We start from the raw sequence: 22362 nt of genomic DNA, 5'->3' as shown, positions 1-22362 counted from the left end.
CACGTCCCTGTATTACGGCTGGGGCTGGACCACGGCCGGGTCAAGCTGCTGATAAGGTTGCAGAACGGTCTCGCGCTGCTCGCCCAGAACCCAGGCGAACCCCGAATACATCACCACCAGGCAGACCACCGTGAACAGCGCGACCATCCACCACGGCACGATGCGCACCAGGCTGCGACGCTTGTCGTGCAAGCCTTCCCAGTGTGGCGACAGCTCGCGCGGCACGTCGCCACGCAGCTGACGGATCTGCCGGTACAGCGCGTCGCGAATGCCTTCGAGTTCGAGCATGCCGCGGGCCATGACCCGGTACTTGCCCTCGAAGCCCAGCGACAGGCACAGGTACATCAGTTCCAGCATCGGCAGGTGCTTGACCGGGTTCTTCGACAGCCGGTCCAGCAGCTGGAAGAACTTCTCGCCACCAAAGGTCTCGTTGTGGAAGCTGCTGAGCAGGCTCATCTGCGACCACTCGCTTTCATTGCCCCACGGGGTGGTGACCACCGCCTCGTCGACCACGGTGCACAGCACGTAGCGGGCGGCCATGACCTGGCTGCTTTCGGCGCCGTTGTGCAGGGCGCGCACCTCGAACAGCTTCAAGGCCGAGGTCAGGCGCTCGTTGAGCGCGTACAGGTCTTCGCGGGTGTCGCTGTGCTTGAGGCGCACCACTTCCGACAACAGATCGGAGGCCGCCGCCACCAGCGCGTTCAGGCTGATGTTGAAGGCCTCGGCCGGGCGCAGGCGCGCGGCGTAGATCATCCGTTCTTCCAGTTGCTCGAAGCGCGGCGGCGCGGCGAAATCGGTCAGCGGACTCTGTGCCGGGCCATGGCCCTGGCGATCGAGCAGGACGGTCTTGTCGTCCTGGTTGTGTTCCATGTCCTTGATCATGTCGGTCAGTTCCTGATGGCCCAGAATTTCAGTTCAAGCTCGGCGAATTCGCCGGACACGTGGAAGGCGAAACCGCCGGAACGCTCCAGTTGCGCCAGGTCTTCGGAACTGAGCTCGAGGATGAAATAGGTTTTGTTGGAGTGGAACGCGATCTGCCGTGGCGCCACCGGCAAGGGTTTGACCTTGATCCCCGGCAGGTGCAGGTTGACCAGCTGGCGAATCCGCTCCACCGGGCCGACCTTGAGGTGCGCCGGCAAGCGATGGCGCAGTTCTTCGGAGTCGCAGTTGGCACTGGCGGCCAGGACGAACGAGGCCGACCCCAGCAGCTTGTGGTCGTGCAACGGCGACACGATGATCCCGTACTGACGCGCCTGCAGCACCAGCTCGATGGCGTGCTGTTCGAGCACCATCGACAGCACCTGGCGGATCGCGTCCATCAACTTGCGGAAGCTCGCACCCTGGTCGCTGTGCTGGTAGCGGCTGTCCAGGCGCGGGCGCTTGCTGTCGCTGGCGAAGGTCGCCAGATCGCCGAGCATGGTCAGCAGCGTGCGGTACAGCTCTTCCGGGTGCACCTGCTCCAGGCCCAGGTAGTGGCGCAGCAGCAGTTCGGTGCGGTTGATCAGTTGCAGCATCATGAAGTCGCCGACTTCGGCGCCGCCGACCTTGCCGTTGGAGCGGATCCGGTCGGCAATGGTGTCGCCACGGTGGCTGAGCATGCTGATCACTTCTTTCAGGCACGACAGCAGGTAGCTCGAGGCATGGGCGTGGATGAAGGTCGGCACGAAGTCCGGGTCGAGGCTGATCACCCCGTCGGGAGTGGTATCGAGGACTTCGCAGAGCTTGAGCTTCACATAGGCCTGGTCGCTCTGTTGCTCGCCCAGCAGCAGGCGGAAGTCCGGCCGGGCGCAGCTGACCTGGCTGCTGGAATCGTCGCCGGCGTTGGAGTCGGCCACTTCCGCCTCGTAGGTGGTGTAGCGCGCCAGCACATCGGACTGCTCCGGACGGCGCGCCTCGATGTGGTTGCCGGTCACCAGCGGCAAGGCCAGGTACACCGGGGTGTTGCCGGTGTTCGGCGGCACGTCGAGGGCCAGCGGCTCGGTGTTGCCGCCCAGTTCGAACAGGCTGCCGTCGGGCAGGATGCCGGAGGCCTGGCTGATCACCAGCTTGCCCATGTTGAGGAACTGCAAGTCGATCTCCAGGCTCAGGAAACCCCAGGAATAACTGCCCAGCAACTGGGTGCGGGTTTTCATCTGGTAGTCGTAGTAGCGATCGTTGTGCTGGAAGTGCTGCGGGCGCAGCAACATGCCTTCCTGCCAAATGACTTTATGCACGTTCATGATTACTTGTCCGCCTTGGCGAGCGTTGCGTTGCTGGTGCGGATACCGGCCTGGTCGAGGGTCAGATCGGCTTCGGTCAGCTCCACCGGAGTGAGCTGCACCACATAGCGCCACTGGGCTTCGGAGATATCGCGGTAGGCCGCCAGCACACCGACGTAGCGGCTGCCTTCTTCGACGCTGAGCTTGAGTTCCACGGTTTCACCCGGGCGCAGTTCCAGTTCTTCGCTGGCCACCATGTCCGGCGCCAGGGACTCCTTGGCGCGCTCGTAGAGGCTGAAGAAATCGGCGTTCTCGAAGGCCACCGGATGCTTGAGTTCGATCAGCCGCACCACGATCGGCGACGGGCGACCGTTGAGGTCCGGGTTGAGCTGGTCGCTGGCGGTCAGCTTGAGGTTGAGCTTGGTCATAGTCGAGTACGGCGACAGCGACGAGCAGCCGGCCAGCAACGCCAGGGCGGTCAGCATGGCCAGCGTCTTGAGTAACAGGGTCGAGCAGCGAGACATGCGCATCATCCTTGGTGTTCGGTGTGAAGGGTGGAGATCAGGCGGATCTGTTCTTCGTAGGCCTGGGCGAAGTCACGGGCCAGCAGGCGTTCGCTCCAGTCATCGTCCTGACGCAGGGCCTGGTGATAGCGGTTGTAGGCTCTCCAGCGGCTGCCGGAGGTCGCCAGCAACGGCTTGTTGTCGCGCTCGAAACGCAGGGTCAGCTGCTGCGGCGAGAAATGCTCGAGGGTGCCGCGCACGGCCGCGCGGCTGGCGGTCAGCAGCGCCACCTGGTGCGCCTGCAGATCGCGGAAGGCACGGGAGATCGCCTGCTCGGCCGGCAGCTGGCCGGGCTTGTTGCCTTGCAGCAGGATGCCCAGCGCTTCGCTGGCGTCCACGGCGAACTTCAGTGGGTTCTTGCTGCCGCCCTGGGCGGTGGTCAGGGCCAGGCGCAGTTCGTTTTTCAGCTCGCTGCGGGTGCGCAGGCTCTGCTGCAGGCCACCGATGCTTTGCTTGAGCAGGCGCGCGGCATCGATCGCCAGGGCTTCGCGGGCGTCGTGATCGAGGCCTTTGAGGTCCACCCCCAGCGCCGCGCCGAAATGCTCCCAAAAGCCTTCGCTCTGGCGCTCCACCGGGGCCGGCTCGACGGCGACCGGCGCCTCGGGCTGTGCCACCAGTTCAGGCACCAGCAGGCTTTCCATGTCGATCCGCGCATAGTCCGCGCGCTGGCGTGGTTCCTGGCGCGGCGTGTTGAGCGCGGTCAGCTCGTCGATTTCCGAATACACCCGCTCCTGCTGATCCAGCGCGTTGAGCGGGTCGAGGTCGAGGAATGCGTCATCGGGAATGATGCTGCCGGCGGCCTGCGGACGCCCGACTTCGGCGTCGAAGGTCGCCGGATCGCGCACCAGGCGCGCACGGATCTCGAAATCCCCCAGCACATAGACGCTGCCGTGCTCGATACGCTGCGGCTCGCCCTTGCGCAGGCGCGCGCCGCTGTCGCTGGCCTGGATACCGTTGCTGCTGGTATCGGTGAGGAAAAACATCCCGTCGCGGTAGCTGACGATCGCGTGGTGATTGGACAGGTGGCGCTTGCGGTCCGGAATGATCCAGTCGCAATCCTCGCCCCGCCCGATCACCCCGCCGGCCTGCTTGAAGGTTTTGCTGCTCAACTCCGTGGGCACGAACTGCTTGGTGTTCAGCATTTCGAAAACCAGTTCCATGATGATGCTCCTTGCGGTCACTTGCCGCGATTGACCGCCTGCGGATCACCCAATGGGCGATAGGTGTTGTCGTTGAATTTGTAATTACCGCTACAGCCGCCGAGGCCGCTGAGAACGATCAGAGCCAGCAGGGCGGCTTGCCAGTGACGAACAGACATCAGAGGGTCTCCATGGGTAGACAATGCACAAAGCGCCGACCCTTGCGGGCGACGCCTGGCGAAACGAAAAAGGCGCTTGGGGCAGTCATGTCGCGCTAGCCCTCGAAGTCGCCAAGATTGATGTTCAACCGCCCGAGGCGGTACAGCAGCGTGCGCCTGGGCAACCCCAGCTCGCGGGCCGCGAGGGTCTGGTTGCCGTCGTTCTTGCGCAGGCAATCGAGCAGCAGATGACGCTCGACCTTCTCCAGGCGCTCGCGCAGGTTCAGCCCGGGTTCCTCCGGCAACGCTTCGATGCTCAGGGAGAAATGCTCGGCCAGCAGCTCGCCGCCTTCGCACAGCAGCACCGCCCGCTCCACCAGGCCCTTGAGCTCGCGCACGTTGCCCGGGAAGGTGTAGCCCGAGAGGTGATTGAGGGCGGTTTCCGACCAGCTCACCGGGTCGCGCTGGAGGAAGGCGCAGGCCTTGTCGGCGAAGTGCCGGGCCAGGTCGAGGATGTCGCCTTCGCGCTGGCGCAGGGCCGGCAGCTCGATCGGGAACTGCGCCAGGCGGTAGTACAGGTCCTCGCGGAACTTGCCCTCGCTGACCAGCACCGCCAGGTCGCGGTGGGTCGCGGCGATGATGCGCACGTCGATCTTGTGGGTGTCGTTGGAGCCCAGCGGACGGATCTCGCCCTCCTGCAGCACGCGCAGCAGCTTGGCCTGCAGGGACAGCGGCATGTCGCCGATTTCGTCCAGCAACAGGGTGCCGCCATTGGCCGCGTCAAACAGCCCCGGACGGTCGCGATCGGCGCCGGTGAAGGCGCCCTTGCGGTAGCCGAACAGCTCGCTCTCCAGCAGGTTCTCCGGGAACGCCGCGCAGTTCTGCACGATGAACGCCTGGGAGCGTCGCGGGCCGTAGTCGTGGATGGCCCGCGCCACCACTTCCTTGCCGGTGCCGGTCTCGCCGCGCAGCAACACGGTGTAGGGGCTGTGCAGCACCTTGCTGATCAACTGGTAGGTCTGGCGCATGGCCGTGCTGTTGCCGATCAGCCCGTAGCCGCTGGCGCTGACCGGAGTGCTGGCCACCGGCGCCGCGTCGCCCACCGGACGACGCAGGCGTTGCAGCAGGTGCAGTTGCCCGAGCACGAACGAGCCCAGTTGCCCCATGGAATCGGCGAAGCCCTGCAGGTCGATATGTTCGCGACTGGCACACAGCAGCAGGCCTTCGACAGCCTTTTGCGTGTTCACCAGCGGCACGCACAACAGCGACTGCCAGGGCGTGTCCCGGGCCGGCAGGAAACTGGTTTCGTGCAGGCTGCCGCTCAACCCCACCAGGCTCACCACGCGGTTCTGGCACAGGGCGAACTGCAATAGCTGCTCACCGTTGTAGTCCGCCGGCAGGCTCGCTGCTTCCCGCGGTTGCAGGATGCCGCCCAGGCATTCGGCACTCAGGCCGAGCCGGGTATGAGTGGCATCGAGCAGGTACAGCTGGCTCAGCTCGCAACCGCTGAGCCCGGCCACGCCGCGCACGAAATCGCCCAGCAGCGCGCCACCGTCGGCCGCCCGCGACAGGCTGGCGAACTGCGCCAGCAGCGCCTCGGCGTAGATCAGCGGTTGCGGTACACGAGTGAACATCACACCCACCTCAGGCGAACTCGCAGGTCACGCCGCCGCTGCTGTCGAGCGTCGCGTGCACGCGCTTGAGGTTCTCGCCGGTGGCCATGGCGTCCAGCAGGCGGTCGGCCACCAGCGGCAATACATGCAGGTCGAGCAAATGATCGATCAGGCGCGCGCCGCTTTCGCTCTGGGTGCAGCGCTCGGCCAGATGGTCGACCAGGTTCTGGCAGTGAGTGAAATCCAGCTGGCGACGGTTCAGGCGTTCACCTAAACGGCCCAGCTTGATTTCGATCAGCTCGCGCAGCACCGGGCCGCCCACCGGGTAGTACGGCACCACGCGCATGCGCGCCAGCAGCGCCGGCTTGAAGTGCTTGCTGAGCACCGGGCGGATGGTCTCTTCCAGGGTCTCGGCGCTCGGCCGCTCGCCGTTCTCGCACAGGGCGCTGATGCGGTCGCTGGCCAGGTTGGAGGTCATCAGGATCAGGGTGTTGCGAAAATCGATCTCGCGCCCTTCGCCGTCGTTGGCCACGCCTTTGTCGAAGATCTGATAGAACAGGTTGAGCACGTCCGGGTCGGCTTTCTCGACCTCGTCGAGCAGAATCACCGAATAGGGTTTCTGCCGCACCGCCTCGGTGAGCATGCCGCCCTCGCCATAGCCGACGTAGCCTGGCGGTGCACCGATCAGGCGCGACACGGTGTGCTTCTCCTGGAATTCGGACATGTTGATGGTGGTGATAAAACGATCGCCGCCGTACAGCAGGTCGGCCAGGGCCAGGGCGGTTTCGGTCTTGCCGACGCCGCTCGGGCCCACCAGCAGGAATACGCCCACCGGCGCGTCCGGCTTGTTCAGGCCAGCGGCGGTGGCGCGCATCGAGCGGTCCAGCGCATGCACCGCCTGCTCCTGACCACGAATGCGCGCGCGCAGGTCGGTGGCGAAGCTCGCGACCTTGGCGTTGTGTTCACGGGCCAGCTGCGCCAGCGGCACGCCGGTCCAGGCGCTGATCACTTCAGCCACCAGGCGCGGGCAGACTTCGAAGCTGACCAGACGCTCCTGGCTCTGGGCATCGCTCAGGGCGCGATGGGTTTCGTTGAGGGCGGCTTCCAGTGCCTCGACGCTCTGCCCTTCTTCCACTTCAGCGGCAAGGGTTTCGATCACCGTGCCTTCGGCATCTTCTTCCACCGACACCAGCGACGGCTGGTTGGCCGCGTCGCGGGCCTTGGCCAGTTGCTGGCGCAGTTCGAGCAGGCGCTCGGCCAGGGTGCGCTGTTCGCTCCACAGGGTTTCCAGGGCTTGCTGCTCGGCCTCGGCCTCGGCCAGGCGGGCCTCCAGCGCGTCCAGGGCTTCCTGGTCAATCACCAGGCCGGCTTCGGCATCGCGGCGCAACGCCTGACGCTGACGGCCGCCTTCGGCCAGCTCGCCACGCAGGCGCTCCAGGCTCTCCGGCGCCGCGGCCAGGCTGATGCGCACCCGGGCACAGGCGGTGTCGAGCACGTCCACCGCCTTGTCCGGCAGCTGGCGGCCGGCCAGGTAGCGGGCCGACAGTTCGGCCGCGGCCACCACCGCGTCGTCGCGCAGGTAGATACCGTGGCTTTTCTCGTAGACCTGGGCCAGGCCACGCAGGATGGTCACCGCCTCGCTGACGGTCGGTTCATGCAACTGCACCGGCTGGAAGCGACGGGCCAGGGCCGGGTCTTTCTCGAAGTACTTCTTGTACTCGGCCCAGGTGGTGGCGGCGATGGTGCGCAGCTCGCCACGGGCCAGGGCTGGCTTGAGCAGGTTGGCCGCATCGGAGCCGCCCGCGTTGCCACCGGCGCCGATCAGGGTATGGGCTTCGTCGATAAACAGAATGATCGGCTTAGGCGAAGCCTTGACCTCGTCGATCACACCCTTGAGGCGGCGCTCGAACTCGCCCTTCACGCTGGCGCCCGCTTGTAGCAGGCCCATGTCCAGCGACAGCAACTCGACGCCCTTGAGCACTTGCGGCACTTCACCGGCGGCGATACGCGAGGCCAGGCCTTCGACCACCGCGGTCTTGCCGACACCGGCTTCGCCGACCACGATCGGGTTGTTCTTGCGACGACGGGCGAGGATGTCGACCATCTGGCGGATCGCGCCATCACGGCACAGCACCGGGTCGAGCTTGCCCTCGCGCGCCTGCTGGGTCAGGTTGTGGGTGAAGCGCTGCAACAGCGATTCGCCCGGCGCCGCCGGCTTGCCGCTGGCCGGCTCTTCCTTCTGCGACAGGGCGAAATCCTTCAGGCGCTCGATGTTCAGCTTGGCTAGCAATGGCTGGTAGCGGCTACCGGCGTAACGCATCGGGTTGCGCAGCAGCGCGAGGATCAGCGCCGCCTGCTCGACCTGGCTCTGGCCCAGTTCGAGGTTGGCCACCAGCAAGGCGTCCTGCAGCCACTGCACCAGCTCCGGGGCGAACACCGGGTTGCGCGAGGCGCTGTGCTCGACCCGCGATTGCAACGCCGCGCTCAACTCGCCGGCATCCACTTCGGCGTCCTGCAACGCGCGTGCGAGCAGGCCTTGCGGGCGCTCCAGCAAGCCCAACAGCAGGTCTTCGACCAGGATCTTGCTGCCGCCCCGGGCGACGCAGCGTTCAGCGGAGCTTTCCAGGTCACGGCGGGTTTCGGCGTCCAGCGCCTGGATCAGTTGCTGCAGGTCTACGTTGATCATGTCATCTGTCCTTAATGAATTTTGCTGCCCAGGGTCACCACGCCGTCCGCGCGTTCGCGGCCGAGCCAACTGGTCCACCCCAGGCGACAGGCGTTCTGCTCACCGATGCGCAGTTCGCGGATTTCTTCCTGGCGCAGGACCAGGCGAATGTCGTAGTCCAGCGGGTCACGCAGGGTGAACCGCACCAGCGCGCACAACGGCTGGTAGCCGAAACCGATCGGCAGGAATTCGTGGAAGCGTTGCCAGTCGAGCTGGCGGATATGGATGCGGAACTTGCCGCTGCGGTCGCGCACCCGTTCGCCCAGCACCAGGTCTTCGCCGAGCTGGCTGTTGGCGCGGCCCAGGCGGTTGCGCTGCTCTTCGAGAATCTCCACCCGGCGCTCGATGCACTGTTCGATCACCAGGTCCGCATGCTTGAAGTAGTAGCGCAGCACGGCCTCGATCAATGCCGCCGAGTGGGCCCGCAGGCTGAGCAGGCCAAGGTACGGCAGCAGGCGCTTCCAGTTCAGCTCCTTGGCCTTGCGGATGTCCTCGCCGCCGAGGCCGATCAGGGCGAACAGCTGGGCGGAAAACGGGTCGAGCGCGCCGCTCTTGAAGCTGGCGCGGTAGCGGTACTTGCGCCAGATCGGCAGCATCAGCCGTTGCAGGCGATGGTGGAACAGGTCGAGGAAGTTGCGGGTCGGGTTGCCGTCTTCGCTGTCGCCCAGGGCTTGTTCACCGTAGAACGCCGGCAGCGGCGAGCCGGAACCGAACAGCCCGATCAGGTTGAACCGCAGGCGCGCGCGCATCTGCCCGTGCTCTTCGAAAAACTCCACGCGATCGACGTCGCTGCCAGGGAAACCCAGGCTCGGATTGGCCTGGAATTCCAGCTGGTCGTAGAGATCCTCTTCGCTCAGGCCCGGATGGGAATCGCGCAGCCGGTCCACCACCAGCAGCACGGCCTGAAACAGCGAGTACTCGCGAATGACCCGGGTCAGCCCGCTTAAAGCAGGGGCTGTAGACCCATACGTGGTGTCCATTGGTACACCTCTCCCTGTGTACTTTTTACCCGCAGCTCGTGGTACGAGTTGAGACTGGCGTAAAGAGCGAAAAACTCGTTGAGAACCGAGGCGAAGACGAACATGTCGCCCTCACCGATATAGCCTTCCGGATCGATGGTCAGCTCGGTGCGCAGACCGCGCAGCGGCAGGCCCCGATGCAACCGGTCGACATGCTCATGGCGGATCGACTTGAGCCCGCCCAGCAGGCGCTTGCTGACCTTTTCCAGGTGCTGGTCGTAGTAGCGCGGCAAGTCGTAGGTTTCGAGAATCACCTTGAGCGCATCGACGTTGGCCAGCGACAGATAGTTGAGCGACATATTGCTGATCAGCTTCCACAGGAAGTCGCGATTCAGCGGCGGCGCGTAGCTCGAGGTGGCCGGGGTGATGTTGCGGAAACTGAGGAACTCCGGGGTTTCCTCGCACGCCTGGTTGATCTCGCCGAGCTTGAGCCGGCGCGGCAGGTTCTGGTTGGTGCAGGTCAGCTCGATGGACAGGGTTTCGTGGGCCTCGGTGTGGCGGATGCCGAAGCTCAGGTAAGTGTCCAGGCCGTCGTGCAGCAGCGAGGAACGCTGGCGGATGCTGTAGTGCGGGCGGCTTTGCGGGACGTCGAAGCTCGGGTCGTGCTCGAAGGATTCGAACGGCACGTATTCCTGGTAGCCCAGGCCGCCGGGCTTCCAGCCGGTCACGGTTTCCACCGAGAACACGCCGCAGTTTTCCAGGTCGTATTCGGCCGGCAGCAGCAGGTACTCGTCCTGCTTGCCGTCGAGGCGGATCGGCAGGGCGTCGTGCTTGAACAGGTTGGCGATCGGCGTGCAGTACAGCTTCACGTTGTCCAGGGTCGGCCGCAGGCGCTGGATGCCGCTCTTGCGAATGTCGAAGCGTACCTCAAGGCCGTGCAGCTGCTTGAGGGTGTCCTCCGGCAGCGACTTGAGCAGGTCCAGGCCGTTCAGGTCGACGAACAGGAACTTGTCCTGGAAGGCGAAATACTCCTGCAGGTAGCGATAGCCGCGGAAGGTGTTCAGCGGATACGGGATCAACGCCTCTTCCTCGGCAAAGCCCACCGGCTGCACGCGGTTGCCGGGCATCTTGAACGACATGGCATTGCCGCTGACACCCGGGAACGGCTTGCCGTCCATGCCCAGCGGCACCAGTTCGATGCCTTCGAGGTTGCGCAGCAGGCTCAGGTAGAGCATCTGGCTGATGTAGCGCTCGCCCGCCAGGTGCAGGCGCAGGCGGCTGAGGTTCAGCTCGCCGAGGTGGCCGTCGCAGCTCATCTCCAGGCGCAGGCTGAGCAGCGCGCCGTCGCCTTTCACCGAGTAATTCAGCGCCGTCAGGTCCAGCGGCAGGACTTCGGTCGGGTAGCAAGTGCGGAAGCGACAACGCACGTCATCGATGGGCTTGCTCTCCACCGGCGTATCACGCTCCACGCGCAGGGCCGGCCCGGACTGCTTCAGCGGGTCGAACTGCAGAATGCTGAACGCCGGCAACGGCCGCATGTAGTTCGGCCACAGCAAGTGCATCAGCGAGTGGCTGAGTTCCGGTAGCTCGTCATCGAGCTTCTGCCGCAGGCGACCGGTGAGAAAGGCGAAACCTTCGAGCAGGCGCTCCACATCCGGATCCCGCCCGGCCTGGCCCAGGAACGGCGCCAGGGCCGGACTACGCTCGGCGAAACGGCGACCCAGCTGACGCAGCGCGGTGAGTTCGCTTTGGTAGTAGTGGTTAAAGGACACGGGTTACCTGCCTGGTATTGAATCTCATGAATAAACCGTCCTGTAGAGCGCAACCGTCAGCCCGGAAACCACGTAGCCCACGATGAGCACACACGGAATGAAAACCAGCCAACCCAACATCGGTGCAACGTCACTGGCATCACCGCCAAGCATTTTTGCCAACCGGAAAAGCATCCACGAAGCGGCGTAAAAAGGGATGAACAGCAACGGCCCGAGCCAGACCCGCGCGAGTATTTGTTGCTCGCTCTTGCCACGCAGCAGGCGCATTTCCAGAAGGGCAAAGGCGATGTACGCCACAATGCCCATGGTCAACGCATAGGTCTCGAACAACTCGATGGTCAAAGGGGTGCCTCTCAGACACTCGTCCAGCAGCATGAGCAGGAGAACGGCCAGCGGAATCCAGAGGGCTGTGACAAGCAAGCGACGGCGGCCTGCACTGAGCATGCAATCCCTCTCTCCCATGATTACTGCGCCCCCGCTTTTTCAGAGGTAATCGCAACGCTGGTCTGTAGATAAAGCGCCTCGCCATCAAACCCGGTGATGGCCGCGGCACTCAGCGGAAAGCCATCTTTGCCGTCGTACCGAATCCAGCCTTCAGCCCAGATGTCCCCATTCTCGTGCCGGATCTCGACGTAATAATCCGGCGCCTCGGCCTTGGCGATTTCGACGAACACACCACCATCCTCCGCGCCAACCCACAGCGCATTGGGATGAGCGAACAGTTTTGGCGGGGTATTCCGCTGCCAGGTAAACAGCAGCGCGCACAGCACCAGGATCGCCAGCACTCCGATCGAGCAAAGGAATGCGTTGAGCAACCTGAATACCTTGCCCCTCATCGAGGGCGCCGCGATGGCTGGCATCGGCCCCTCAGAAAATTTCACGGGGCACCCCACTGATTGACCCAGCCCCTTTTTCCACGCACCGACCCAGCTTGCGCAGTGCGGCGAATTTGCTTGGGTCGTAGTGGTTAAAGGACACGCCTGCTTACCTGCTTATCGTTTTTGAGAAAATTTCAGCGCCAAGACATTCAACAACCGCTCACCTCATGAACAGAACGTACGGTCATCGATCGTCCATTCACGCTGGGTCCCTTCACTGATCTTTTCCACGCCACTCAGGTGCCGTTTCAACTGGGCGCCGTCAATGGTCTTGCTCCCGGCGGCATCGCTGATCGTCAGCAAGTAGTTGGCCGGTATCTGCTCGATCACGTCTTCGCCATAAGAGGCAAAGCTCGCCACCAGTACGCGGGAGCCCGCCGCGGAGGTCATCGTTCGGTCCAGTGCATGCATGTTGGAACTGTTGGAAACCTTCATCTCCAGGGGCTGGCCGCAACGGTTCGCGAGATACACCTGGTTGTTGTAAACCTGTTGAGCCGCGCAACCGCTCAATGAAACAAAAAGCAGGATGAAGCCGGCGAACCTGGTCATCGAGTTCAACCCTTGCCAATCCCGGAAAACGGCGCCGGCGAATGCGAATTGCCGATAATCACCGTCCCCGACCCACCGATAACGATATTTCCATGAGTCCCGACCGAATCAACCGTGGCCGCCGGCTTGCCGTTGATCAGCACGGTAGTCGCCAGGCCGCCGGACATCGCACCGCCACACGCCGAGGCATCGCCCTGGCGGGCGGCCGCGAGGCCGTCGAAGAACACATCGCCGGAACCGGCGGCGATCGGGTTGGTTGCGTGGCCGGGGAGCGGGCAGGCGGTGGGGTCGCTGACGCGTGCTGCGGGTTTACCTGACATCCTCGTCTCCTTAACTGACCTTGACCTGGCCGCTGCCATCCAGGCGCGCGGAAAAACTGACCTGGCGCTTGAACCCGTCCACCTCAAGCAGGCCTTCGATATTGAAAGCCAGCTTGAGCTGGTCGTGATCACGCGGCAGGGAAACGACACGCACGTTGCTCAGACGCGGTTCGTAGGCTTCGATGAAGCTTTCGATGGCCAGGCGAGCCTGGCTCAGGGCGTCGTGCAGGCTCAGGCGCATGTCGTTGAGATCGGGCAACCCGTAATCGGACAGCGTCTGCACGCTGCCCGCACGGGTGCTGAGCATCTTGCCCAGATGGGCAGCCACCGACGCCATGGCGGAAACCTCGCGGCTCCAGCCGACACGTTTGTCGGCCTCGCCACTCAGGCGTTCGAAAAGGCTGCCGTATCCGGTCATGACCTAGCTCCTGGTTACTCTTTGTCCAGCTTGCCAACCAGCGACAGGGTGAAATCGGCACCCATGTACTTGAAGTGCGGGCGCACATTCAGACTGACGCGATACCAGCCCGGCTCACCTTCCACATCGCTGACAATGATCTGCGCGGCGCGCAGCGGACGACGGCCACGCACTTCGGCGCTCGGGTTTTCCTGGTCGGCGACGTACTGGCGGATCCACTTGTTGAGTTCCAGCTCGAGGTCGGTACGTTCTTTCCACGAACCGAGTTGCTCGCGCTGCAGCACTTTGAGGTAGTGAGCCAGGCGGTTGACGATCATCATGTACGGCAGTTGGGTGCCGAGCTTGTAGTTCAGCTCCGCGGCCTTGCCTTCGGCGCTGATGCCGAAGAACTTCGGCTTCTGCACCGAGCTGGCGGAGAAGAACGCCGCGTTGTCGCTGCCTTTGCGCATGGTCAGGGAGATGAAGCCTTCCTCGGCCAGTTCGTATTCACGACGGTCGCTGACCAGTACCTCGGTCGGGATCTTGGTTTCGATTTCGCCCATGCTTTCGAAGTGGTGCAGCGGCAGGTCTTCCACCGCGCCACCGCTCTGCGGGCCGATGATGTTCGGGCACCAGCGGAACTTGGCGAAGCTGTCGGTCAGCTTGGTACCGAACGCGTACGCGGTGTTGCCCCACAGGTAATGCTCGTGGCTGTTGGCAACGGTTTCCTTGTAGACGAAGGATTTGACCGGGTTCTCTTCCGGATCGTACGGGTTGCGCAGCAGAAAGCGCGGTACGGTCAGGCCGATGTAGCGCGAGTCTTCCGACTGGCGGAAGCTCTGCCATTTGGCGAATTGCGGGCCTTCGAAGTGATCTTTCAGATCCTTCAGGTCCGGCAGGCCGGTGAAGCTTTCCAGACCGAAGAATTTCGGACCGGCCGCGGCGATGAACGGCGCGTGGGACATGCAGGCAACGCTGGACACGTACTGCATCAGCTTCACGTCTGGCGAGCTTGGCGACATGAAGTAGTTGGCGATGATCGCGCCCACCGGCTGGCCACCGAACTGGCCGTATTCAGCGGTGTAGATGTGCTTGTACAGGCCAGACTGCATCACTTCCGGCGAATCTTCGAAGTCGTCCAGCAGGTCCTGCTTGGAGACGTTGAGGATTTCGATCTTGATGTTTTCGCGGAAGTTGGTGCGGTCGACCAGCAACTGCAGGCCACGCCAGGCCGATTCCAGGGACTGGAAGTCTTCGTGGTGGAGGATTTCGTCCATCTGGCGGCTGAGCTTGGCATCGATCTCGGCGATCATGCGGTCAACCATGGCCTTCTTGACTGGCTCGCCATTGTTCTGAGGCTTGAGCAGCTCTTCGATGAAGGCCGACACGCCGCGCTTGGCGATGTCGTAGGCTTCGTCGTCCGGAGTCAGGCGGGTTTCGGCGATGATGCTGTCGAGAATGCTGTACTCGCCGTTCTCGTTGCTTTTCTGTTGTGCTGCACTAGTGCTCATAGTGTTTGGCTTCCTTGACTGATAGAGACTCAGGCTTCGGTGGCTGCGGCGTTCAGGCCCAGCTCACCGAGTACACGACCGCGCGATTCGTCGTCGGCGAGTACGCCTTCGATGGCTTTACGGAATGCAGGGGCGTTACCCAGCGGACCCTTGAGGGCCACCAGCGCGTCGCGCAGTTCCATCAGTTTTTTCAGCTCAGGCACTTGCTCGACCAGGCTGGCCGGGTTGAAGTCCTTCATCGAGTTGACGCGCAGCTTGACCGCCAGCTCTTCAGTGTCGCCCTCTTCCTGAAGACGGTTAGGCACGCTCAGCGTCAGGCTCAGCTCCTGCTTGGCCAGCACTTCGTCGAACGTCATTTTGTCGATGCTGATCGGCTTGCGGTCTTCCACTTTGCGCTCGTCCACGCGCTGGGTGTAATCACCGATTGCCAGTAGCTTCAACGGCAGTTCAATCTCTTCCTGAGCACCGCCGGTGGCGGGTTTGAAGGTGACGTTGATGCGTTCCTTGGGGGCTACCGAGCCTTCTTTGGCCATGGCTTTTCTCCTTGCGGTTGTTGGCCCTGGGGCCTATTCGAGTACCACTTCGAGGTCGAGGTGGCACAGCCTGCGATAAATCTCTTCCTTGCGTTCTCGCACTGCGTGGTTCTGCGGCAACAACTCACAGCAGCTATGCAGGAGGTGCAGCACTTCCAACGCAAGATCCGGCTCCCAGGCATGCAGGCCCGAGCTCAGTAATTCTTGATCGAGGGTTTCGAGCTGGGTCTTGGCCAGCTCGTATTTCTTGGCCATGAAGCACAGCCGCGCCAGGCTGAACTGCCAGAAAAACCTCACCCGCCCACCATGGGCGTTCTGCAGGCCTTGCTTGAGGATCTGCACGGCGGCCTTGAGGCCGTCCTTGCGCAGGATCGGCAAGACCTCTTCGAGGGCTTCTTCCCAGGCCGGCTGGCTGGCGGTCGCTTCGACCTTGCGCGGCGCGCTGGCGCTTTGCAGATGGGGCATGACGTGGGCGCTGATCCAGCCGCGGGTGGCCGGGTCGGCGAAAGGCGCGCCGTCGTGGAAACGCAACTCGACCACCCCCGGCAGGCGCTGCAACAGGAGCGCGAAGTGAAACTCCACTTCGCGCATCGCCTGGTCGGCGTTCAGCCCCTGCAGGCATTCCCAGACCATGCGCTGGCCGTCGAACCAGAACGGCGCCCTGGCCAGGCTGGCTTCGAGCTCCACCAACAGGTCGGCGTATTGCCCATTGGCAAAACGCTCCTGGTAGGTCTTGAGCTTGTCGGCCGGCAGCCCGCGCAACGCAGTGATCTGCTCGGCGTTGCGCTCCGGGACGGCATCGATGGGCAACCACAGCATGGTGCGGTTCAGGCGCAGGGCGCGTACGTCAGTGGCCTTCTGCTTGAGCCACCAGGCGCTCAGTGGACGGGCGTTTTCCTGCATCGCACGCAGGGCCTTCTGCGCTTCCTTCTCGTTGTCGATCGGCGCGCCAGGCGTGAACAGCTGGGTCGCGGCCTGCTTGACCTGGGCCACCACCGCGCCCACGGCGCCAGGTTCTGGCTGGTTGTCGGCGGCGCGCTGGACCATGGTCGACAGCCGCCGACAGATCGGCAGCAGCAAGGGCGCGTTGTCACCCAGATGCTCGGTGAGCGCGGCGTCGAGCCCTTCCAGGTGTTCCACCAGGCGGCGGAACAGTGGCAGTTGCTCCTTGATCGCGATGTTTTCGCCCAGCACCTGCTCGAGACGCGGCACCAGCCAGCCGATGGCGGCAGCCCGGGTACGCAGTTTGGCGGGGTGGATCTGCGCCCAATGCTGTTCGCACAGGTGCTGCAGAAGACCAAGGCCGGCCAGCAGGCCGGGGAAGGATTCACGCTGATACAGCGCCCAGGTGAGCCAGGCGGCCACCCGCAGATCCTTGGACTGGGTACGCAGCAGCGCTTCACTGTTTTCGAGGATTTTCAGCCAGTCGATCTGACCGCTTTCGTGCATGGATTGGGCTTTGCCCAGCTCACTTTCCAGTGCCTCGTATTCGCTGGAGAAGCGAACGTCCTCGCCCGCAAAACTCTCTTTGGAAACAGAGGCTTTGGCGAGTTCGAGGTAATGGGCAGAAAGTTTACTTGAGTAGGACATCCATGGCCTTTTTTGAGATTACGGTCTATACGCACGCGAGACTTTTTTCGCGGGCTGGACAGTATCGAAGAGAGTACTCATCCAATTGAGCCTGCTCTTTCAAGAGCGCGCATCGTAATCAGTATGATGGCCACTAGCAAGCATCCCTTCAAACGACAAGACGAACTGTCATCGGCTGTTCGTAAGAGATTGCCTTATATTTGGCAGGGTTTCCCCCTAGACAACCAGCGGAATCCCTATTCCAACCAGTAACGCCATAAGCCGCGGGCCAGAGCCTTGCGCGATATAAACCAGAGAGCGATTCAATGATTAAGGGTAATGCCAGGCAGAATCGAAAGTGCCAGGTACGGAAATAAATCCTAATTCTGAACTTTTATGAAAGAGTGCAGTCGCGGACGCCCCTAACTTTGTAAAGTGCCACCAATATGATGGCATTCAAGACGATAGTTTGCCATCAAACAGTCTGTATGTTTTCTGAGTAATACAGATGTAGTTCCTCGCGAAACTTGCTGCATGCATTCCCATTCTTTATATGCCGAACAACCATCCATAAAAAATGGGCATCCGAATTATCGGCTTGCCCATTTTTCAATACGGTTCTCCCTGCTATCGAGGGAGTTTGTAACAGTTATGGATTGACGCTGTCTTTCAGCGATTTGCCTGGCTTGAAGGCTACGGTGTTGCTGGCCTTGATCTTCACCGGCTCACCGGTTTGCGGGTTCTTGCCGGTACGGGCGCCACGGTGACGCTGCAGGAAGGTTCCAAAACCTACCAGGGTGACGCTGTCTTTGCGATGCAGGGCGCCGGTGATTTCTTCGAGAACAGCATTGAGAACGCGGTTGGCTTGTTCTTTGGTCAGATCCGCTTTTTCAGCAATTGCAGCGGCGAGTTCTGGTTTACGCATAGTGAAGCCTCTTTGACGGTTTTTTGTTGTTATGTCCGTGCTGTTCTTCCGGAACAGCGCCCAAGGCGCCGCAGGCTCTACTCTGCGGCAGACGGGTGTGAGGATGGCACGCAGTTAGGAGTGGCGCCAGTCTCTGCGCAACCTTTGTAGTGGCAAACACATGATTATTCCGACAGAACGACCGGTATTTAGGCCAACAAGCCGGGAAGCTCTTTGTTCAGGGCCAGTTTGTCCATGACCGCGGCCCCGGTCAGCGCATAACCCAGCAGTTTGCCGCTGGCATCGCGGCACAGCGCCTTGATGTCGGCGCCCTGCCCTTCGACCGTCCACGCGCCTTCCAGGCCGCGTGGCGGTGGCGAAACCACCAACGGGCAGACCGGGGTTTTCACGGTGATCGGCATCGGGCCATAGCTGACTGCCGTCGGGTTACCCGCCAGGGTCTGCGCCAGCGCTCGCGCACAGCTCATCAGGGGCATGACGTACAACAGATTCAGCCCATCGACCTCGGCGCAGTCGCCCAAGGCATAAATGTTGGCGTGGGAGGTCTTGAGATGCCGGTCCACCACCACTCCACGGTTGACCATTAACCCCGCGGCGGCGGCCAGGTCGATACGCGGACGCAGGCCGATCGCCGACACCACCAGGTCGCAGGCAATCACCTCACCATCGGACAGATGCGCCTCCAGGCCATCCGCCGTGCGCTGCAAGCGATTGAGCACCGGCCCCAGGTGGAAGCGCGCGCCCAGGCTTTCCAGCCCGGCCTGCACCGCGGCGGCGGCCGCAGGGTGCAGCAGCGTCGGCATGACCTGCTCGCAGGGTGCCACCAGGTTCACTGCATAACCGCCGAGGATCAGGTCGTTGGCGAACTCGCAGCCGATCAGGCCGGCGCCCAGCAGCAGCACCCGGCGCTTGCCGGCCGCGGCCGCGCGAAAGCGTGCGTAGTCTTCCAGATCGTTGATCGGGAAGACCAGCTCACCAGCGTCGCCCTCCACCGGTACACGTACGGTTTCCGCGCCCCAGGCCAGGATCAGGTCGCGGTAGTTCACCGCTTCTTCGCCAATCCACAGGCGCTTGTGGCCAGGGTCGATGCCGCTGATGCGAGTATGGGTGCGCACCTCGGCCTTCAACTGCTCGGCCATGGCGCCGGGTTCGGCCATGCTCAGGCCGTCGGCTTCCTTGTTCTTGCCAAAACCGGTGGAAAGCATCGGCTTGGAATAGGAACGTCCATCATCCGCGGTGATCAGCAGCAGCGGCGTTTCGCTATCGAGCTTGCGAAACTCTCGAGCCAGGTTGTAGCCGGCCAGCCCGGTGCCCACGATGACGACAGGTGCGTTCATTCCTTACTCCTTCAGGTTCAGGGGATCACAGGGTGTGATCAGCCGATTTCGATCATTTCGAAATCCATTTTGCCGACGCCGCAATCCGGGCAGAGCCAGTCTTCAGGCACGTCTTCCCAGCGGGTACCGGGCAAGATTCCGTCGTCCGGCCAGCCATCAGCCTCGTTGTAGATCAGGCCACAGACCACACATTGCCACTTTTTCATTTACGCGTTTCCTCAGGTTCTCAGGCTGTTGCCGGCGGGATGGTCGATGAATCGACTCTGGATGACGCCAGGGGGCGCGTCCGGCCCAGCGCGTTTTGTACTGATGAGCACCGACGGATGCAAGCACGTTCGCTGCGGGCGGCCGCTCCATTGCGGCAAAATCGCCTGGCGCCATGCTAAGCTCGCGGCCTCATTTGCTGCCAATAATGACCCACTGTGCCGCACTCAATCTCTGCATTTTCCACCCCGGACTGGCTCTCGCAAAGCCGGCTGACGCCCCTCCCCGACGCACAGACCCTCGACTGGCTGTTCGATGAAGGTTCGCTGACCCGGCGCCTGACCCGTCTCTCCAACGACGGCTTCAGCGTGACGCCGCTGGTCGAGGGCTGGCAGCCCCTGCGCGCCGACGAATGCGCCGCGCTGGACCTGCAGCCAGGCAGCCAGGGCTGGGTACGCGAGGTGTATCTACGCGGTCACGGCCAGGCCTGGGTATTCGCCCGCAGCGTGGCGGCCCGCAGCGCCCTGCAGGACGGCGGGCTGAACATGGACGAACTGGGTAGCCGCTCGCTGGGCGAACTGCTGTTCTGTGACCAGGCCTTTCAGCGCCGCCCCATCGAGGTCTGCCATTACCCACGCCCGTGGCTGCCCGACGAGGTGCAGGCCGACGACCTCTGGGCCCGCCGTTCGCGCTTCGATCGCGCAGCCCTGAGCGTGCTGGTCGCCGAAATCTTCCTGCCGTCCCTGTGGAGCGCCGTCAGCGCCCAGCCGGAGAACCGCTGATGTATCAGAGCCTGCTCAAATCCCTCAACCGCCTGAATCCGCGCGCCTGGGACTTTATCCAGCTGACCCGCATGGACAAGCCGATCGGCATCTACCTGCTGCTCTGGCCGACCCTCTGGGCCCTGTGGATTGCCGGCAAAGGCTCGCCTTCGCTGGCCAATATCGTGATTTTCGTCCTTGGCGTGACCCTCACCCGGGCCGGTGGCTGCGTGATCAACGACTGGGCCGACCGCAAGGTCGACGGCCATGTGAAACGCACCGAACAGCGCCCGCTGGTCAGCGGCAAGATCAGCTCCAGGGAAGCCCTGGTGTTCTTCGCCGTGTTGATGTTCATCAGCTTCCTGCTGGTGCTGTGCACCAACGCGGCGACCATCTGGCTGTCGCTGGGCGGCCTGGCCCTGGCGGCCAGCTACCCCTTCATGAAGCGCTACACCTATTACCCGCAAGTGGTGCTGGGCGCGGCGTTCTCCTGGGGCATCCCGATGGCCTTTACCGCCGAGACCGGCGAGCTGCCGGCCACCGCCTGGCTGCTATACATCGCCAACCTGCTGTGGACCGTGGGTTATGACACCTATTACGCAATGACCGACCGCGACGACGACCTGAAGATCGGGGTGAAATCCACCGCGATCCTGTTCGGCGACGCCGACCGGGTAATAATCCTTACCCTGCAGGGCCTGGCGCTGGTGTGCCTGCTGCTGGCGGGCGCGCGTTTCGAGTTGGGTATCTGGTTCCACCTGGGCCTGCTGGTGGCAGCCGGGTGTTTTGCCTGGGAGTTCTGGTACACCCGCGATCGCGACCGGATGAAGTGCTTCAAGGCCTTCCTGCATAACCACTGGGCGGGATTGGCGATTTTCCTGGGGATAGTCGTGGATTACGCCGTTCGCTGAGGACCGTTATCGCAGGCCAGCCTCATACCTACCGTTTCTGTAGGAGCGAGGCTGGCCCGCGAAGAAACACTACGATCAATCAGGCTTGGCTACTTTCCAGGCGCCATCCATCTTGCCGTCGCCGGTCATGTCACCGGCTTTCTTGTCCATCACGAAGGTGTACAGCGGCTTGCCGTCGTAGGCCCACTGCATGGAGCCGTCGTCACGCTTGATGACGGTCCACTCGCCCATCGCCTTGTCGCCGCTGGCGGCCATCAGCGGCGGCCAGTTGGCGGCGCACTTGTCGTTGCACATGGACTTGCCGCCGGCGTCCTTGGCAAAGGTGTACAAGGTCATGCCCTTGTGATCGACGAACATGCCGTCTTTGGTCATCGCCGGTTCCGCAGCGAACGCCAGCCCCGGCAGGGCCAGCGCAGCGCTCAGCAACAGGGCTTTCCAGGATTGCGTGAGTTGAGTCATGGAAACCTTCTTTGGTGGTTGTCAGGATTCGGACCCAAAGCTTAGTCCACGAATGCAGCCCTCGCACCAGCACCTAAAATACTGTCACACGACTGCAATAATTCCGTTATCTAATGCGGCGCAAGACAGTTAAATGACAAGAGGATTAAGCATGGTTGGCAGGAGCATTCTGATCGTTGACGACGAAGCGCCCATTCGCGAAATGATCGCCGTTGCGTTGGAAATGGCCGGCTACGACTGCCTGGAGGCGGAGAACTCCCAGCAGGCCCATGCCATCATCGTCGACCGCAAGCCCGACCTGATCCTGCTCGACTGGATGCTGCCCGGCACCTCCGGCATCGAACTGGCGCGGCGCCTGAAACGCGATGAGCTGACCGGGGACATCCCGATCATCATGCTCACCGCCAAGGGCGAAGAGGACAACAAGATCCAGGGCCTGGAAGTCGGCGCCGACGACTACATCACCAAGCCATTCTCCCCTCGCGAGCTGGTCGCGCGCCTCAAGGCCGTGCTGCGCCGCGCTGGCCCGACCGACGGCGAGGCACCGATCGAAGTCGGCGGCCTGCTGCTGGACCCGATCAGCCACCGCGTGACCATCGACGGCAAACCGGCCGAGATGGGCCCGACCGAATACCGCCTGCTGCAATTTTTCATGACCCACCAGGAGCGCGCCTACACCCGCGGCCAGTTGCTGGACCAGGTCTGGGGCGGCAACGTCTATGTCGAAGAGCGTACCGTCGACGTGCATATCCGCCGCCTGCGCAAAGCCTTGGGCGATGCCTACGAGAATCTGGTACAAACCGTGCGCGGCACCGGCTACCGTTTTTCCACCAAGGCCTGAAGCCGGCCCCTTATTCGCCAGACGCTTACAAGGACGCGTG

Annotated in this window: 23 protein-coding genes and 1 pseudogene; 3 read left to right on the top strand and 21 right to left on the bottom strand. The window is 63.0% G+C overall.

Going from position 1 to position 22362, the window contains the following annotated elements; translation table 11 throughout:
* Nucleotides 1-12: 12 nt before the first annotated feature.
* From icmH to BMY68_RS15585, 20 genes and pseudogenes are all read right to left on the bottom strand, one after another.
* The gene (gene icmH, locus BMY68_RS15680; RefSeq protein ID WP_007930266.1) at nt 13-882 is read right to left on the bottom strand and encodes a type IVB secretion system protein IcmH/DotU; all 870 of its coding nucleotides are present in this window, start codon (nt 880-882) and stop codon (nt 13-15) included.
* 5 nt (nt 883-887) lie between these two features.
* Entirely contained in the window at nt 888-2219 is a 1332-nt protein-coding gene (gene tssK / locus BMY68_RS15675; RefSeq protein ID WP_009051584.1) for a type VI secretion system baseplate subunit TssK, read from the bottom strand.
* 2 nt (nt 2220-2221) lie between these two features.
* A complete protein-coding gene (gene tssJ / locus BMY68_RS15670) occupies nt 2222-2722 on the bottom strand; it encodes a type VI secretion system lipoprotein TssJ (protein WP_007930268.1) in 501 nt (166 codons plus the stop codon).
* Nucleotides 2723-2727: 5 nt separating this feature from the next.
* Nucleotides 2728-3921 (bottom strand): type VI secretion system-associated FHA domain protein TagH, encoded by a 1194-nt coding sequence (tagH, locus tag BMY68_RS15665; protein ID WP_009041347.1) that lies wholly within the window; start codon nt 3919-3921, stop codon nt 2728-2730.
* Nucleotides 3922-3938: 17 nt separating this feature from the next.
* On the bottom strand, nt 3939-4079 hold the full coding sequence (locus tag BMY68_RS15660) for a hypothetical protein (protein WP_007930271.1): 141 nt from the start codon (nt 4077-4079) through the stop codon (nt 3939-3941).
* A gap of 95 nt (nt 4080-4174) precedes the next feature.
* Complete coding sequence (locus BMY68_RS15655; protein WP_085532817.1) at nt 4175-5692, bottom strand: sigma-54 interaction domain-containing protein; 1518 nt, start codon at nt 5690-5692, stop codon at nt 4175-4177.
* A gap of 10 nt (nt 5693-5702) precedes the next feature.
* Entirely contained in the window at nt 5703-8357 is a 2655-nt protein-coding gene (tssH, locus tag BMY68_RS15650) for a type VI secretion system ATPase TssH (protein WP_085532815.1), read from the bottom strand.
* Between the two features lie 11 nt (nt 8358-8368).
* Nucleotides 8369-9376, bottom strand: a complete 1008-nt coding sequence (gene tssG / locus BMY68_RS15645) for a type VI secretion system baseplate subunit TssG (RefSeq protein WP_007930277.1) — start codon at nt 9374-9376, stop codon at nt 8369-8371.
* Nucleotides 9340-11127 carry a type VI secretion system baseplate subunit TssF gene (gene tssF / locus BMY68_RS15640; RefSeq protein ID WP_007930278.1) on the bottom strand — a complete coding sequence of 596 codons (1788 nt, stop codon included), beginning with the start codon at nt 11125-11127 and terminating at the stop codon, nt 9340-9342. The genes tssG and tssF overlap by 37 nt, the downstream gene beginning before the upstream one ends.
* A gap of 24 nt (nt 11128-11151) precedes the next feature.
* On the bottom strand, nt 11152-11571 hold the full coding sequence (locus BMY68_RS15635; RefSeq protein WP_139214888.1) for a hypothetical protein: 420 nt from the start codon (nt 11569-11571) through the stop codon (nt 11152-11154).
* A gap of 20 nt (nt 11572-11591) precedes the next feature.
* Nucleotides 11592-11942: a hypothetical protein gene (locus tag BMY68_RS15630; protein ID WP_239694096.1), complete on the bottom strand. Its 351-nt coding sequence runs from the start codon at nt 11940-11942 to the stop codon at nt 11592-11594.
* A 228-nt stretch (nt 11943-12170) separates the two neighbouring features.
* Nucleotides 12171-12554: a hypothetical protein gene (locus BMY68_RS15625; RefSeq protein WP_085533180.1), complete on the bottom strand. Its 384-nt coding sequence runs from the start codon at nt 12552-12554 to the stop codon at nt 12171-12173.
* Nucleotides 12555-12580: 26 nt separating this feature from the next.
* A pseudogene (locus BMY68_RS15620) lies at nt 12581-12874 on the bottom strand (PAAR domain-containing protein); the annotation flags it as partial.
* A gap of 10 nt (nt 12875-12884) precedes the next feature.
* The gene (gene tssE / locus BMY68_RS15615) at nt 12885-13292 is read right to left on the bottom strand and encodes a type VI secretion system baseplate subunit TssE (RefSeq protein ID WP_007930282.1); all 408 of its coding nucleotides are present in this window, start codon (nt 13290-13292) and stop codon (nt 12885-12887) included.
* Nucleotides 13293-13306: 14 nt separating this feature from the next.
* A complete protein-coding gene (gene tssC, locus BMY68_RS15610) occupies nt 13307-14782 on the bottom strand; it encodes a type VI secretion system contractile sheath large subunit (RefSeq protein ID WP_009041355.1) in 1476 nt (491 codons plus the stop codon).
* 29 nt (nt 14783-14811) lie between these two features.
* Nucleotides 14812-15315 carry a type VI secretion system contractile sheath small subunit gene (tssB, locus tag BMY68_RS15605; RefSeq protein ID WP_007930286.1) on the bottom strand — a complete coding sequence of 168 codons (504 nt, stop codon included), beginning with the start codon at nt 15313-15315 and terminating at the stop codon, nt 14812-14814.
* A 33-nt stretch (nt 15316-15348) separates the two neighbouring features.
* Nucleotides 15349-16905, bottom strand: coding sequence for a type VI secretion system protein TssA (tssA, locus tag BMY68_RS15600; RefSeq protein WP_009041356.1), 1557 nt, complete (start codon nt 16903-16905; stop codon nt 15349-15351).
* A gap of 628 nt (nt 16906-17533) precedes the next feature.
* Entirely contained in the window at nt 17534-17809 is a 276-nt protein-coding gene (locus BMY68_RS15595; RefSeq protein WP_003213368.1) for an HU family DNA-binding protein, read from the bottom strand.
* Between the two features lie 188 nt (nt 17810-17997).
* Nucleotides 17998-19146 (bottom strand): NAD(P)/FAD-dependent oxidoreductase, encoded by a 1149-nt coding sequence (locus BMY68_RS15590; RefSeq protein ID WP_085532813.1) that lies wholly within the window; start codon nt 19144-19146, stop codon nt 17998-18000.
* A gap of 38 nt (nt 19147-19184) precedes the next feature.
* Nucleotides 19185-19352: a rubredoxin gene (locus BMY68_RS15585; protein WP_007930291.1), complete on the bottom strand. Its 168-nt coding sequence runs from the start codon at nt 19350-19352 to the stop codon at nt 19185-19187.
* A gap of 216 nt (nt 19353-19568) precedes the next feature.
* On the opposite strand from BMY68_RS15585, the gene BMY68_RS15580 reads away from it, so the two are divergent.
* Nucleotides 19569-20132: a chorismate--pyruvate lyase family protein gene (locus BMY68_RS15580; RefSeq protein WP_009041358.1), complete on the top strand. Its 564-nt coding sequence runs from the start codon at nt 19569-19571 to the stop codon at nt 20130-20132.
* A complete protein-coding gene (gene ubiA / locus BMY68_RS15575; protein WP_009041359.1) occupies nt 20132-21022 on the top strand; it encodes a 4-hydroxybenzoate octaprenyltransferase in 891 nt (296 codons plus the stop codon). The genes BMY68_RS15580 and ubiA overlap by 1 nt, the downstream gene beginning before the upstream one ends.
* A 75-nt stretch (nt 21023-21097) precedes the next feature.
* Here the strand turns inward: ubiA and BMY68_RS15570 are convergent, their stop codons facing one another.
* Nucleotides 21098-21481, bottom strand: a complete 384-nt coding sequence (locus BMY68_RS15570) for a COG4315 family predicted lipoprotein (protein ID WP_085532811.1) — start codon at nt 21479-21481, stop codon at nt 21098-21100.
* A 151-nt stretch (nt 21482-21632) separates the two neighbouring features.
* Here BMY68_RS15570 and phoB point away from each other — a divergent pair, with 151 nt between their 5' ends.
* On the top strand, nt 21633-22322 hold the full coding sequence (gene phoB / locus BMY68_RS15565; protein ID WP_007896474.1) for a phosphate regulon transcriptional regulator PhoB: 690 nt from the start codon (nt 21633-21635) through the stop codon (nt 22320-22322).
* Nucleotides 22323-22362 lie beyond the last annotated feature (40 nt).

The organism is Pseudomonas sp. NFACC41-3, from assembly GCF_900109505.1.
GTDB classification, from domain to species: Bacteria; Pseudomonadota; Gammaproteobacteria; order Pseudomonadales; family Pseudomonadaceae; genus Aquipseudomonas; species Aquipseudomonas chlororaphis.
The sequence above is the reverse complement of the archived record's forward strand: the minus strand, read 5'-3'. Positions and strand labels throughout refer to the sequence as shown.